Source organism: Streptomyces sp. NBC_00289, assembly GCF_041435115.1.
Taxonomy (GTDB): domain Bacteria; phylum Actinomycetota; class Actinomycetes; order Streptomycetales; family Streptomycetaceae; genus Streptomyces.
Genome location: NZ_CP108046.1, coordinates 140,703 through 156,359, shown reverse-complemented (window position 1 = coordinate 156,359; position 15,657 = coordinate 140,703). Strand labels below are relative to the sequence as shown.

The 15,657-nt window shown below is 65.1% G+C and carries 6 protein-coding genes and 3 pseudogenes; 7 read left to right on the top strand and 2 right to left on the bottom strand.

Going from position 1 to position 15,657, the window contains the following annotated elements:
- The first annotated feature begins 108 nt into the window (after positions 1–108).
- From OG985_RS00800 to OG985_RS00790, 3 genes and pseudogenes are all read left to right on the top strand, one after another.
- The gene (locus OG985_RS00800) at positions 109–1,260 is read left to right on the top strand and encodes an ISAs1 family transposase (RefSeq protein ID WP_371666462.1); all 1,152 of its coding nucleotides are present in this window, start codon (positions 109–111) and stop codon (positions 1,258–1,260) included.
- Positions 1,261–1,695: 435 nt separating this feature from the next.
- The gene (locus OG985_RS00795; RefSeq protein WP_371666461.1) at positions 1,696–1,848 is read left to right on the top strand and encodes a hypothetical protein; all 153 of its coding nucleotides are present in this window, start codon (positions 1,696–1,698) and stop codon (positions 1,846–1,848) included.
- A 68-nt stretch (positions 1,849–1,916) separates the two neighbouring features.
- Positions 1,917–2,459 (top strand): annotated as a pseudogene (locus OG985_RS00790) (transposase); the annotation flags it as partial.
- Positions 2,460–2,488: 29 nt separating this feature from the next.
- Here the strand turns inward: OG985_RS00790 and OG985_RS00785 are convergent.
- Positions 2,489–3,499 carry an IS30 family transposase gene (locus OG985_RS00785; protein ID WP_371666460.1) on the bottom strand — a complete coding sequence of 337 codons (1,011 nt, stop codon included), beginning with the start codon at positions 3,497–3,499 and terminating at the stop codon, positions 2,489–2,491.
- Positions 3,500–3,780: 281 nt separating this feature from the next.
- Positions 3,781–5,352: an ISL3 family transposase gene (locus OG985_RS00780; RefSeq protein ID WP_371666459.1), complete on the bottom strand. Its 1,572-nt coding sequence runs from the start codon at positions 5,350–5,352 to the stop codon at positions 3,781–3,783.
- Between the two features lie 89 nt (positions 5,353–5,441).
- Here OG985_RS00780 and OG985_RS00775 point away from each other — a divergent pair.
- The 4 genes and pseudogenes from OG985_RS00775 to OG985_RS00760 all read left to right on the top strand — a co-directional run.
- Positions 5,442–6,077 (top strand): annotated as a pseudogene (locus OG985_RS00775) (IS256 family transposase); the annotation flags it as partial.
- 101 nt (positions 6,078–6,178) lie between these two features.
- Positions 6,179–7,473: pseudogene (locus tag OG985_RS00770) on the top strand (ISAs1 family transposase).
- A 508-nt stretch (positions 7,474–7,981) separates the two neighbouring features.
- Positions 7,982–8,356: a Rieske (2Fe-2S) protein gene (locus OG985_RS00765; protein ID WP_371666458.1), complete on the top strand. Its 375-nt coding sequence runs from the start codon at positions 7,982–7,984 to the stop codon at positions 8,354–8,356.
- 401 nt (positions 8,357–8,757) lie between these two features.
- A complete protein-coding gene (locus OG985_RS00760; RefSeq protein ID WP_371666457.1) occupies positions 8,758–15,630 on the top strand; it encodes an FG-GAP-like repeat-containing protein in 6,873 nt (2,290 codons plus the stop codon).
- Positions 15,631–15,657: the final 27 nt, after the last annotated feature.

Here is a 15,657-nt window from a genome sequence, read left to right as displayed (position 1 = left end):
ATGCGCATGTCACGGCGGTGTGGATGCTGGTCGGGTGCGCGACCGGACGCAACGAAGCTCCGTTGTGGGGGTGACCTTCCCAAGTCGCCGTCCCGCAACGGAGCTTCGATGTGCCGTCAGTCTGCCACCGTCTGTCTGGTCAAGTCGCCCACCCGTCAGCACCGTGTGATCGGCCCGCTGGCCGGGCGGCTGCGGGCACTTGCCGATCCGCGGTACCGGCGCGGGAAGCGTCACCCTTTCGTGGCAGTGCTGCTGATCGCCTGCTCCGCCGTGGTCACCGGTGCGAGGAGTTTCGTGGCGATCAGCGAGTGGGCGGCCGAGGCCCCGCAGGATGTCCTGGCCCGGCTCGGTGCCCGTACCGCGACCGACCTGTCCGTACGTGTCCCGCCCAGCGGCGCGACCATCCGTCGGGTCGTCAAGGACACCTGCCCCGGCGGCCTGGCCGACCTCCTCGGCCATGACCCGGCCGGCACCGACACCCTGGCCCTGGACGGCAAGAGCGCCCGCGGCTCGCGCCACGGCACCACCCCGGCCGCGCACCTGCTGGCCGCGATGACCGGCACCGGGATGACCGTCACCCAGCTCCGGGTTCCGGAAAAGACCAACGAAATCACCTGCTTCGCCGCCCTGCTGGACCCCTTTGACCTGCAGGGTGTCACCGTGACCGGCGATGCTCTGCACACCCAGCGCGAGCACGCCCGCTTCCTCGTCGACGTCAAGAAGGCGCACTACGCCTTCACCGTGAAGCGGAACCAGAAGAACCTCTACGAGCAGCTGCGGACCCTGCCCTGGGGGCAGGCGGCGGCGAAGTTCTACGACCGCACCACCGGCCACGGACGTAAGGAGACCCGGGTCGTGCAGGCCCTGACCGTCACCGGCCTCGGCGTCGACTTCCCCCACGCCGCCCAGGTCGCCAAGGTCGTACGCCACCGCACCGACACCAAGACCGGCAAGCAGAGCCGGGAAACGGTCTACGTGATCACCGACCTGACCAGCCGCCAGGCGTCTCCCGAACGGATCGCAACGATCTTGAGGGCGCACTGGGTGATCGAAAACAGGCTCCACTTCGTCCGCGACACCGCCTTCCGCGAAGACGCCTCCAAGATCCGCACCGGGCACAGCCCGGAGAACATGGCCACCCTCCGCAGCTTCGCCATCAACCAACTCCGCGACGCCGGCCACACCAACATCGCCGCCGGACTCCGCACCACAGCCCTCCGCCCCTACGAGCGGCCACTGGCCCTACTCGGCCTCAACTGACCTGCGCGACACACGATCGAAGGACTTTGCAATCGCCCTGGACACCGACCCCTTGATCAGGTGGGGCCCAGGGCTGTTCCAAAATCCTGCCCCGCCACCACCTGAACCCTCCCCGCCTGCCGCATCCATCAGGACACCGACGCCGGAGAGTCAACTCGACCTGCCCGGGCACTACTTCATTTTCGGATCAGATCCAGAAAACCCTGACAGTTCACGCTATCGAGTATCGGCTGCTCTAGTCAGGGGGCGCTGCCTGAGCTGAGGGTAGTCAGCGGAACGGGGGGTGCCAGAATCTTTGGATCCCCCACCTGACCTGCTTTCGAAGTGCAAGGACACGGCAGCTGTAGTTCGTGAGGCGTAGAACGTCGTCACTCGTCAGAGTGGTGGATGGGGTGCCTGAGGGCAGAGGTACGGCCACCTGCATCGTGATCGTTTGTGACGACGAATCAAGACGCGGTGGCCGTGCAGGCCACGCTAGCGCACGCCGTGTGGGACGAGTCCTTCGAGGTCCTGATGGGCCGGGTCGCGGGGTGCTTCCCGCGCCGGGAAGCCCGGCTGACCTGCCGGAACATGGTTCAGGGCTGCTGATGGTCAAGGACTCGGCGAGCGGGACTGTGAATCGTTCGGTGTAACTCCCGATCATGGAAGATGCATCGATGACCAGTGAGAACGAGTCCGAGTCCGAGAGTGTCGAGCCCACGCAGGCTGCGTCGGTGAAGGCCGTGGACGACCAGTTGATCGACGAGCTGGTGGGCCGTGCCCAGGCCGAGGGCCTGCAGCTGACCGGCGAGGGCGGGCTGCTGCAGCAGCTGACCAAGCGGCTGCTCGAGTCCGCTCTGGAAGGCGAGATCACCGACCATCTCGGCTATGACAAGCACGATCCGGCGGGCAAGAACGGCGGCAACTCCCGCAACGGCAAACGCTCCAAGACCGTGCTGACCGACGTCGGCCCGGTGGAGATAACCGTGCCCCGCGACCGCGACGGCTCCTTCGAACCGAAGATCGTCAAGAAGCGACAGAAGCGCCTGACCGGCGTCGACGAGATGGTTATCTCGCTGGCCGCGAAGGGCTTGACCACCGGCGAGGTCCAGGCCCACCTGGCCGAGGTCTATGGGGCCGACGTTTCCCGCCAGACCATCTCCACCATCACCGACAAGGTCCTGGAGGGCATGGCCGAATGGCAGAGCCGCCCGCTCGACGCCGGGCGGTTTCCATCAGTGGTTGCGAATCACCTGGTCAATGGGCCTGTGAGGCATTCTTGCATGGCCTCGGCCGGGGTCTTGTCCCCGAGGACGATGCGGGGTCGGTGGTTGAGTTGGCGGGCGACGGCGCGAAGGTCTTGTGCGGTGTGGACTGACAGATCGGTGCCTTTGGGAAAGTACTGCCGCAGCAGGCCGTTCATGTTCTCGTTGGTGCCGCGCTGCCAGGGCGAGTGAGGGTCGCAGAAGTAGATCCGGAAGCCGGTGAGGGCCTCGATGTCCTCGTGGAGCGTCAGTTCGCGCCCCTGGTCCCAGGTGAGGGTTCTCTTCATCTGGGGCGGGATATGCGCGGTCTGCGTGATCAGCGCGTTGCGCACCTGCGGGGCCTTCCAGCCGCCGGGCAGGTGGATCAGGTGAACGTAACGGGTGGTGCGCTCGACCAGGGTGCCGATCGCCGAGCCCTGTCCGCGGCCGATGATGAGGTCTCCCTCCCAATGCCCGGGAGATCTGCGGTCGTTGACCTCAACGGGGCGCCGGTGGATCAGCGTCATGTTCTTGATCTTGTTCAGGGTGGGCACGCCGCGACGCTGCTTCTTGCGTCGGGTTCGGCCGGTGCGGAGCTTGGCGTCGCGCCGGCCGAGGAGGCCGGCAAACAGGGCCCGGTAGATCGTCTCCGGGCATGCCCGCATCGATGTGTCGTGGGCGTGTTCGCGGGCCAGGTGACGCGAGATCTGCTGAGGAGACCACTTCTCAGTGAGCTTCTCGCGCACGAACGTCCGCAGCGGCTCGCCGACCCGGATCTTCTCCTCTTTGGGACGCCTGCGACGCAGGAGGGCGCGATTGTGGGCCCACCAGGGGTTGTAGCGGCCGTCCGGCTTGCTGTTGCGCTCGATCTCCCGGTAGACGCTCTGAAAGCTCTTCCCGATCGAGGCCGCGATCCGCTTCACGCTCTGATCGGAGTGCAGGCCGTCGGCGATCGCGATGCGGTCGTCCTGGGTGAGGAAGCGCGGCGATATCGGGCCGGGGTCAGCAATGATCATGCTCCCAGCATCGATGAACCACAACGAACCGCAGCTCGTGGACACCCCGACCTGGCGGGCGGCAGCCGCACCTCGATACCCCGCGTGCAGCAGCTCGAAGTACCTCTTCTTCACCGCAGTCGGCACTCTGTTGGGGGCGTACCTCGGCATGCAAACACTCTCCTTCCGGAGCGTTCGCAACAACCAATAGAACTCAAGCCGTCTATCCGGTCATCTTCATCGACTGCATCAACGTGAAGATCTGGGTTCTGGCGATGATCTTGTGATTCGGGCGGTGGGGCTCACCGTGTGAGCAGGACGCGTTTGCGAAGGAGATCGAGACTGGCCCTGCCGAACATCTGGCGTTTCAGCATCTTCAGCCGGTTGATGTTGCCCTCGACGGCGCCGGAACTGTGCGGTAGAGACAGCCCGTTGCGGACTGCGTCGAAGTCGCGGCGGAGGTTGCGCGCGAAGCCCGCAAGCGGAGCCAGACTGTCCTGTTCGACGTCGATGATCCAGTCTTCGAGGCGGTCGCCGTGCCGTCCGGTCATCATCGCGGCGAACTTCCTGACGTGAAGAGTGAGCCGGTCAAGTTCAGGATCGCGCTCACGCAACCGGTGCAGGTTGTCAGCGTCCTCGTCCCGCAGGTGCTCGGGGTGCGTCATGATCCAGGAGGTGACCTCGCGGACCGAGGGAGGCTTCGGTCCCGGATCGGGTGCGTGTCCGCGCCCGGTCCGGTAACGCCGCAGATGCCGCTGAACGGCCAACTCGCCGCCGGAATAACCGAGTTGCTTGATCTCCCGGTAGAGCTGGGCAGCGTTTCTGACACCCTCGTTCCAGCGCCGGTGCAGGTAGCCGACGTACGGATCAACGACATGCGCTCGTTGGAGGTTCTTGGCCACGACATCGTCGGCGGAGCGTGCGTTGACCAGTTTGCGGACGGTGGCCTGGTGCAGCCCGAGCTTCCGGCCGATCGCCGCCTTCGACATCCCCTGCTGCCACAGTTCGTGGGCGGCAGCATGCTGCTCACGCAGCCGGATCACGATCTTCAGCTCTTTCGGCGGCTGGACCACCTCGGGTTCCACCTCCACGAGGTCGGGGCCGGAGGCTGAGCCGGGATGCGGTTCGGTCAGGTGGGAGCGATGGGCGTTGACCGTCTTCTCAACCGCTTGGCCGAGGTTGGCCCACAGGTGATAGCGATCCGCGACCTGTTCGGCCTGCGGCGCCCCGACCCGAGCGCCCTCCCCGTAACCGCTGGAACGGTCTCGGCAAATGACCCTCACCTCTGGGTGATCGCGGAGCCAGGCGGCCAGGTCCTCCCCGTCGCGGCCGTCGTAGATGTGCAGCGGACGGTGGGTGGCCATGTCGATCAGGACCGTGCCGTAGTGGCGGCCCTTGCGGAAGGCGAAGTCGTCGACCCCGAGGATCTCCACCTCGCCGATCTCCGGCTCGGGCAGGGACCTGACCAGCCGCAACAGCGTATCCCTGCCCACGGTGAGGCCGACCGCGGCCGCCAAACGGGCTCCTGCCCGGCCGGCCAGGGACAGGCCGATCTGCGTCAACACCCCACGCAGCTGCGGGGTATGTCGGCTGTGCGGGGTGGTCAGTCCCGCGATCTGCTCGGCAAACGTCACCGCCGTGCAGGCAGGGTTCTCACAGCGGAAGCGGCGTATGCCTAACTCGATCACGACGCCGAGCCCGCCCACGGCGACATCACGCAGCCGGCGTACATACCGGCCGTGCACCCGTGCCGAGCTTTGGCCGCACCGGCAAGCCGCGGTCGTCGCTCGCGCGCGCGTCCTCAGCACCACCTTGTCGGGCCGCCGCTGGACCTCCTCGATCAGCAACGCGGACAGGTAGGGAAACAACTCCAACAGCACATTACGAGAGCACGCGATGCATGATCGCGAACATCTGAAACGACCTGCACAAGCGTCCGGATCACAAGATCGTCGCCAGAACCAAGATCCGCGACGGCGCGGTCGCCAACCGGCCCATCTACGTGGCCCTGGCCGTCACTACCGAGGGCCGGCGCGAGATCCTGGGGCTCTGGGCCGGCGACGGCGGCGAGGGCGCCAAACACTGGCTGCACGTCCTCACCGAGATCAAGAACCGCGGCGTCAGCGACGTCCTCATGCTGGTCTGCGACGGGCTCAAGGGCCTGCCCGAGGCAGTGGAGACCGTTTGGCCGCGGACGATCGTGCAGACCTGCGTGGTGCACCTGCTGCGGAACTCGTTCCGCTATGCCGCCCGCCAGGACTGGGACAAGATCGCCAAGCTCCTCAAGCCCGTCTACACCGCTCCCACCGAAGAGGCCGCCTTGGACCGGTTCGCCGAGTTCGCCGACGCCTGGGGCCGGAAGTATCCGGCGATCGTGAGACTGTGGGAGAACGCCTGGGAGGAGTTCACTCCGTTCCTGCGGTTCGACACCGAGATCCGCCGCATCGTCTGCACGACGAACGCGATCGAGTCGGTGAACGCGCGGATCCGACGGGCGGTCAAGGCCCGCGGACACTTCCCCAACGAGCAGGCCGCGTTGAAATGCGTCTACATGGCGATCATGTCCCTCGACAGGGCCCCGGCGAGTGCCTGGATCGTCCCGGTCTGGGGTGTTGATCTCGGTGGTGGGCCCCGGAAGCAGGTGAACACGGCACCTGTGGATCATGTAGTTCTCTACGCTGCAAGATCCACGAAGGTGCCGTGTTCGTTTCTCCATCATCCCTTGTCGCTGTCCCCGTGCCTTGTGCGCCCTGCCTGGAAGCCCTCGGCGAGGGTGCCGCCAAGGAGCAAGTGCGCTGCCTGGTCGCCGAGTTCGAGTCGGTCACCGATCCGAGAGGGGCTTGCGGAGTGCGGTACCGGCTCTCCTCGCTGCTGGCCCTGGTGGTCTGCGCGATGACCCCGTCCGGCCACGACTCGATCACCGCGGCGGCGGAGTGGTGCCGACGTGCGGCGCCGGAGGAACTGGCCGCCTTCGGCCTGCCCTACCACCCACTCCTTGGCCGCTACCGGGTGCCGAGCGAGAAAACCCTGCGCAGCGTCCTGGGGCGACTCGATCCCGGTGAGATCGGCGCGGCCGGTTACGACTACCTTCGGCCTCTGCTGTCCGCACAGCCCCGCCGGCCGGAGCCGGTGATGCCCGACGGTGGCACCGAACGTGAACAGCGCCGGGCTCACCGGGCGGCCGCCCGCGCCGAGCCGGTACGGCTCCGGCGGCGGGCGATCGCGGTGGACGGCAAGTGCCTGCGCGGCGCGAGGCGCCCGGACGGCAGCCGCGTCTTCGTCCTGTCCGCCGTCCGTCACGGCGACGGTGTCACTCTCGCCTCCCGCGAGATCGGCGCGAAGACCAACGAAATCCCCGAGTTCGCACCTCTCCTCGACCAGATCGACGACGCGGATCTCACGGGGTGGTCGTTACCGCCGATGCCCTCCACGCCCAACGCGACCACGCCATCTACCTGCGCGAACGCGGCGCTCACTACCTGCTGACCATCAAGAACAACCAGCGCGGCCAGGCCCGTCAACTCCACGCCCTGCCCTGGAAGGAGATCCCTGTGATCCACCGCGACGACGCCCGGGGCCACGGCCGTCACGAGCAGCGGCTCGTGCAGGTCGTCACCGTCGAGGGCCTGCTCTTCCCGCACGCGGCCCAGGTCCTGCGGATCCAGCGCCGACGCCGTCTCTACGGGGCGAAAAAATGGTCCAGCGAGACCGTCTACGCCATCACCGACCTGCCCGCCGAGGAAGCGAACGCAGCCGAGATCGCGTCCTGGGCTCGCGGGCACTGGACCGTGGAAAATACCGTCCACTGGTGTCGAGATGTCACTTTCAACGAGGACAAGTCCCAGGTCAGAACCCGCAACGCGCCCGCCGTACTCGCTACCCTCCGCGACCTGATCCGCAGCGCGCTCAAGCTCGCCGGCTACGTCAACACCGCCGCCGGACGACGAGCCCACACCGAGCGCCCCCGCGTCCTCGCCCTCTACGGCATCACATAACCAAACCGGACGATCCAGGCACACGCCGGGGCCCTGTGTCCCTCGATCCCACCGGCAAAGGCCAGGCCCGCTGGACCATGCGCTGGAAGACCGCGCTGAACGCCTTCGACATCACCTTCGACGGCCGCCTCTCCGCAGCCCGTCAGTAACCCCAACTACCCAGTTACACCGCTCGTTTGACAGACCCATTGGACAGTCCCGCGATGCCCGGAACGCGAAGAAAGGCCGATCGGTCAGGCAGTGGTTACTCAGGATGCAGGTGTTGTCTGCCCGGATACTCATGGCGCGGGTGTGATGTGCGACGGCTGTGAGCGTAGTCGGAAGCGTGGTTTCTTCGGTGGCCGAGAGGTTGCCGGTTGCGCAGATCTCCCGATGTGGCGTGGTCGCTGCTGGTGTTGGCAGCGTTTGAAACTGCTGGAGTGGGATGTGTATGGCGTCGAGTTCGGAAGCGGCTGGCACTGGTCCGGGAGCGGGTTGTGCGTCGAGGCGGAGGGTGGTGGTTGAGGGGTTGGCTGTCGCCGCGGCGGTGACGGTGCTGGCCGGATGTGGCAGGCAGGAGAAGGAGGGGGCGGTGCGGGAGGCGGCGGCTGCGGCGGCTGCGGAGTTGGCCCGTGCGGATGAGGTTCCGCGCGGTGGGGGTTTGGTGGTGCCGTCGGCCAATGTGGTTCTGACCCGTGGTGAGGGTGGTGAGCTACGCGCTTTTTCCGCGATTTGTACTCACGCGGGCTGCGTCGTCGCGGAGGTGAGCGATGGGAAGATCCTTTGCCCGTGCCACGGCAGCCGATTCGATGCCGTGACGGGGCGGCCGGTTCACGGCCCGGCGACTAAGGCCCTGCCCGTGGTGAAGGTCACCGAACGGGACGGAGTGATCGTCAAGGGCTGAGCCGCTGCAGCAAGCGTTCGGTAGGGACAGGACGACGGAGGCGGCTGCCCGACGTCCCATGAATCGATCCGCCTGCACGTTCTCGCAAGCATGGTTCGGCAAAGTGCCCCTGGCAGTCCTACTCCCGCGGCAGGCTGACCCTTCAGCGGTCCAAGACCAACCGGGCAATTCCGAAACTCGATATTGTTGTGCACTTACATCCGGTAAAGGTGGTGCCGTTTAGACGGGCGCTGTGGTTTTTCGTTTCTTCCGCGAATTGAATTTCGACCGGAAGATATCAGGGCGTCTGCAGTTACGAGTTTCGTTGTGTTTTCTCAGTACATTTCAAGGAGCCATTTCGTATGTTGTCGAGGGTTGGCAGAGGAGGCGGGAGGCGTCGTGGTTCGGCGTTTGCTGCCGCTTTGGGGTTGTTGGTGGGTGTGGTGCCGGGGGTGGTGTTTTCTTCCGGTGCATGGGCGGTGGATGGGCCGCCGGTGGCGAAGCATCCGGTCAAGTTGCCGGCGGAGTTGCCGCAGGTGGCTGGGGCGAAGGCTGGTTTTCTGGCGGGTTCGGGTGGGGTGGGTCCGGGTGGTGCGTTCACTTACCGGGTGCCGTTGAGTGTGCCGGCGGGCCGGGCTGGTGTGGAGCCGGGTCTGTCACTGAATTATTCCAGTGCCGGGCATGATGGGGTTTTCGGGCTGGGCTGGTCGGCGTCCGGGATGTCGTCGTCGATTAGTCGGTGTGGGAAGAATCCGGAGGATGACGGGACCCGCAGCGGTGTGCATTACGACAAGAACGACCGGTTTTGTCTCGACGGGGCCAGGCTCGTCGGGGTGGATGCGGAGCAGGGGACGTCGGGTGATTATGGTGCCGACGGAACGGTGTACAACACCGCGGAATCGAGTTTTGCCAAGATCGTGTCGGTGAACGACGACGGGTCGAGTGCGAGTTTGGACAGTGGTCCGGACAAGTTTGTGGTTGCCGGGAAGAACGGTCTGATCAGCACGTATGAGGCGCAGACCGGGGTGCGCGTCGGTGCGGATTCGGCGACGTTGACGAAGAGTTGGCTGGTGGACCGGGAGGTCACGGCGACTACGCCCGGCCCGCCTAAACCTGATGGAAGCCCCGGTACCCCGTTCACCGAGAAGGGGACGGTTCGAGACAAATTGTCGGATCAGTTCCTGCAGCAGCATTCCGATGAGGTTTCCACGCCGCGTGTGGTGTGGCTGCTGAAGAAGATGGCAGACCGCAACGGCAATGAGATGCGGTACTCCTACGACGTGCAGACTTCTCTGCTTTTCGGGAACCGCTTCTTGCCGAAGGCGATCGACTACACGTTCGGTCCGGGCCGTCAGGCGGAGCGGTCAGTTGAGTTCGGGTATGAGAGCAGACCCGACCCGACGTCTTCGTATGTGGCTGGTGTCCGTTACAGCAATACGCAGCGACTCAAGACGATCAAAATGTTTGCGCCGAATCCGGGTAAAAAGGCTTTGGTGCGGACGTACAATCTCTCTTACCTTGGTGCGGGGACTGCTGATCACGATAAGACGCGAAGTCTGCTCTGGCGAGTTCAGGAGTGCGGTGCGCTGAGCGGCTGTCTGCCGTTCAAGGAGTTCGACTGGTTCAATGCGGAGAACAGGCCGTCGTTTGACGGACAGTTCCTCGGGGGTACCTGGCATCCCGCGCCCGCTTCACCGACGGACGGCGACACGTCGATGGACCCGGTGATGTCCGTTCAGGACCTGGACGGGGACGGCGTCGATGACATTCTGACGCAGAACAACCTGTCGACCGGCCGGGGGGTGCAAGCCCGCCTCGGTGTCCGCGACGGCAGCTCGGTGGCGCCGCTGTCGGATGTGCGTGCGGTGAGCGGGGTCGGTGCGTTTCCTCCGGTCGAGCCGCAGGGCGCCAATCCGGGGCTGGACCTCGCACAGGGACGGCCCCTGGACTCGGACGGGGACGGCAAAACAGAATTCATGGTCCGCTCGGCGGACCTGACGGGCCTGCACGAGAAGGTGCTGCACTGGAATCAGGCCAAGCACGAGTTCGAGAGCACCGGCCTCGTTTTCGACGATGACGGGTACTACTCCAACTATGCGGATGTCAACGGCGATGGCCTGGTGGACCGTATTGCCGCGGATGTTGCGGCAGGAAGTGACGACCCGGACAACCGTAGGGATCTGTCGGTGCGGTTGAACAAGGGCGACAACCATTTCGCCAACCGCGTCGATTCCACCATCAAAGGCAAGTGCCCCGGAGCCAGGATCGCGGACGTTGATGGCGACGGCCGAGCGGACATGATCATCGACACGCCGCTGCTCGTCAAGGACCGGAACGGCAAGTACGTATGCGGTGTGGGATTCCACACCAATGCGGTCCACGTGGACGATCAGGGTGCCCTCAAGATCGAGCTCGGTCGGGGCTCGGACAGCAATGTTGGTGATCCCGGCTGGAAGTTCCCTCCGCTCGCACCGCAGCACCCCGAGTGGGAAAGGGAGATGAAGGACCTCGAAGGACACAATGTTCCCCCCTTCCCGACCGCTGACGAAAACGGCGTCTACGGGTGGCATTCCTACCAGGCCGACCTCAACGGGGACGGCCTCAAGGACACTTTGTTGATGGGGAGGGTGCCCGGCTACCACGACGTCATCCTGTGGAACACGGGCGAGGGTCTGTTCTGGGACGGCAAGACACTCGACGACAGCCTGCAGATCGATCACGATGCGATCGACTTGTGGCAGGATTCCACCGTGCAGATCGCGGACGTCAACAAGGACGGCCGCGACGATGTGGTCACCTTCGCCAAGACCGGCACGTCGTCGGTGTCCCTGCTGCTGTCCAAGGGCGACGGTACGTTCGACCTGGAGAAGGTCGCCGCCGGGCCGATGGACCGCATCGCCAGGCTGGGAGATTTCAATGGCGACGGGAACACGGACATCCTCAAGGCCGAGGCCAACCAGCTGGAGCTTTTGACGCAGACCTCCGACTCCGGCACCCGGATCACCAAGGTCCGGGACGAGGGCGCGGGCTGGAACCGGGAGTCGGTGACGTATTCCAGTGACTTCAGTGACCAGGCTGGTGCCGGAAACGCCGAGTGTGACTTCCCGCTGATGTGTGTGCACCGGGGTATGACGGTGGTGCGTCAGGTGACGTCGCGGGAAGGATCGTTCAAGAACGCGTCGGAGAATGCGCGTTCGGTGTTTTATTCGTACCGGGATCCGGTGGCGCATGTTCGGCAGGGCGGTCTCGGGTTCGGACAGGTGTCGGTGTGGGATCCGACCCGGCCCTCGATAACGGTCACCAACTATGATCTGCGGACCACGAAGGACGGCGGGAAACACTATCCGTTCGCCTCGCTGGCGAAGAATACCATGACCGCCACTCCGGTGCTGACGCAGAATCAGGTCAACAGCAAGGTGGCCTCGGCGACCGCACGGGTCACCCGGGTGGCGAATACGCCGGAGTTCCGTCCGCTGGACGGCGGGAAGACATTCGCGGTGTTCCCCAAGACGTCGTCTACCCAGGTGTGGGAGCAGAACGTCAGCCTCGACTGGGATGCGGCGGCCTCGAGCCATGTCGGCGGCCTGCAGGTTCCCGACCCGGCGGATGTGAAGCGGCAGGTGGACTCCACCACCACGTTCGACGACTACGGCAACCAGACCGACGCCAAGAGCGTGACGGTGGGAGGTGCGGCCGTCGAGTCGCACACCGACTACGACCTCTCCCCGCAACGCCAGCAGGACTGGCTGACCGGACTGCCGTCCAAGACGACGGTGCAGCGGACCGAGCACGGCAGCACCACTCCGGTGGTGCGGGTGACCGGGTTCACTCACGATGATCTGGGCCGGCGGACCGCAGTCAACACTGAGCCGGACAACACTGAGCCGGGCAACGCGGATCTGCGCAGCAGCGTGAAAACCGACTACACCGGCCTGGGCATGGTGTCGAAGGTGACCGCCACGACGCCGGGCCGGCCGGACCGGGTCACCCACACCGAGTACGCGCCGGCGTTCAGCGATCAGCCGGATGAGGGCATGTTCGTCTCGCAGGTGTGGTCTGAGCACAGTGTGGCCGCGCACCGGCCCTCGGTGTGGCAGGCGATGCATCCGGCGTTCGGGTTCGCGGTCGCCTCGGAAGACGTCAACGGCGTTGATTCCACCGTCTCCTCCTGGGACGACCTGGGCCGGCCCTTGACGGCGGCGACCACCGGCAGGCCGTCGGTGACCACCGCCTACAGTGCACACCTCGACGCCGGCAACATCACCGGCACGGAGGTCAAGACCACCAGTACCGACGGCGGCCAGGCCGTGAGCGTGAGCGACCCGGCCGGCCGGCCACGGACCAGTTCGGTGAAGGGTTTCAACGGCACCGCCAGTGTGTCGGTCACCGACTACGACCTGCTGGGCCGGGTGTTTGTGCACTCACGCCCCTCCACCGCTGCCGACCCCTACGACGGTTCCTCGGGCGTCACGGTGACCACCTTCGACAGCCTGGACCGGCCGATCCAGACCGAGAGCCCAGACCACAAGTCCACCGTGTTCACCTACCCGTCGTTCTTCACCAGCCAGGTGCAGTCCCCGCGCGGCAACACCACCCGGTCCACCGTCGACGTCGACGGCCGGCCCGTCAGCGCCACCGCCGTCCTGAAGAACAAGGACGGCTCCACCACCCCCGTCACCACCACCTACACCTACCCCCGGCTGCAGGCGAAGGCCACCGACACCAAGGGCAACGTCACCACCAGCGACTTCGACATCCTGGGCCGGACGGTCAAGTACACCGACCCCGACCGCGGCACCAGCACCACCCAGTACTTCGGCAGCGGCGAGGTCCGCCAGAGCGCCCGGCTCAAGACCAACGGCACCGACGCGATCGTCTCCAGCTACGACTATGACGACCTGGGCCGCCAGACCACCGTCACCGACACCGACAAACTCGCCGGCAAAACCCTCACCACCAGCTTCGTGTGGGACACCGCCGCCAACGGCAGCGGACAGATGGCCTCGGCCACCAGCCCCGACCAGGTCACCACCGCCTTCGGCTACGACACCCTCGGCCGCCTGGAGACCACCAACCTGAGCGTGCCCACCGGCGCCACCACCAAGACACTGCGCGCCGACACCACCTACGACTCCCTCGGCCGGGTCAAGGACCTCATCTACCCCGCCGCGGGCGCCAGCCGTATGTTCCTCACCACCGGCTACAACGCCAGCGGCTACCCCGAAACCGTCACCGACACCACCCCCGGCCAGAGCGCCAAGCAGCTGTGGAAGACCACCGGCCGCAACGCCGACCTCTCCCTGGCCACCGCAACCGTCGGCCCCAACGCCCTCAACCGCACCCAGGGCTACGACACCACCGGCCGGCTCACCGACATCGACATCACCAAACCCAGCAACGGCACCAAAATCCTCGACCTGCACTACACCTTCCATCCCGACGGAATGGTCAAGGACCGCATCCAGGACGACCCCACCGCCAAACGCGGCGAAACCTTCGACTACGACTCGATGGGCCGGCTCACCAACTGGACCCTGGCCAACGCCACCGACCCCGAAAAACCCGTCACCTACAGCTACGACACCATCGGTAACCTCACCGGCGTCACCGGAGCCAACCAGGCCGAAACCCGCACCATCGGCCGCCCCGACGGCACCCTGCCCCACGCACTGACCGCACGGGACAAAGAAAAATTCGTCTACGACGACCTCAACCGCATCCAGGAAACCAACGACGAACAAGGATCACAGGCCACCACCACCTACACCCCCTTCGACCTACCCCGCACCCAGACCTTCCGCGGTGACACCACACCCACCACCTACCTCTACGACGCCTTCGGCACCCGCGTCTCCAAGTCCGGCCCCAACGGCACCACCCTCTACGCCGGCAAACTCTTCGAACAACGCACCGACAAAAACAACAAAACCAGCTACATCCACTACCTCACCGGCCCCGACGGACCCATCGGCCAGGCCGTCACCGACACCACCGGCACCACCATCCAGTACACCCACGCCGACCACCTCGGCTCCACCAACACCGTCACCGACGCCACCGGCACCATCCAGCAGACCACCTACAACGACCCCTACGGCGGCCGCATCAAAGCCGACGGCACCCCCGACACCACCCCCCTGGGCACCCTCACCCGCGGCTTCACCGGCCACGAACACGACAACCCCGCCCAAATCAACATGAACGGACGCATCTACAACGCCTCCGCCAAAACCTTCCTCACCCCCGACCCCGTCACCACCAACCACCCCTACACCTACGTCAACTCCAACCCCCTCAACGCCACCGACCCCACCGGATACGACGACCTCGCCACCTACAACCAGCCCATGGCCACCTACACCGCCGACGAAATAACCGTCACCGGCGAAGCCATCGACACCTCCTCCACCATGACCATCAACCCCTGCGCCAGCATCATCGCCACCGGACCCGCATGCGGCAGCGGCAACACCGGCAGCGACAGCAACGGCTACACCACCGTCCAAATCGGCGACGGCACCAACGCCGTCTTCAACCAAGCCCTCCGCAACGCCGGCTACAACGTCAACCCCTACGGCGGCCCCGACGGAGACTTTTCACCCGCTATAGGCCCCCTCGAAACGGGGGAGGCCCTGTCTCCGGTACAAACAGAGCTGGAAAATGCAAATGCCAGAGTCGGGTTTTCTGGAGATAATCGCCTGATAGGCACGGGACCCATGTGGGTGACGGAAGGTGCAAATTATGCGTTCGTCTGGAGGGTTGGTTCGATTGAGGCTGGGGACACCGCAGAAAGCAAGATGGGCGTCATGCAAGAAGATCCGAACGCAATCTTCCCTTTCACGGTGCAACCCGTTGACCCTAGCACTCATCAGTCATGGGATTCAGGCCTCCCCCCGGCAAGCGCCAGAAGGGTCCGAGTGGGGAATGAATATAATCTATACAATGTCGAGACTGAAAGTGTAGTCGCGCCGAAGGGGTGGCTTCCGACTATTTCAAACAGTCCGGTACGGGTAATTTCAGCCACCCCGACAAGCTTCACGTTCGTGACACTTCCTGGGCATATTGACGGACCGGGAGCTCATGTGAGCTTCAGTACATTCTCGTCAGGTGACGATGTACTGCTAATGCAGCGAGGCTACGCGCCAGGAGCTAGTCGTGTGGTTACAACCGTGCAGCCTCTTTCCCTCTATGGGTGGGCTTGGCGAACGCAGGCCAGGAATCTTGCGGGATATCCCAATGGTCCAACGGGCCTCGTAGCAGTGGACTATTCGCACGAGCCGTTCGTGAATCATTGACCGATATTGAAATGATCATCGCACTGC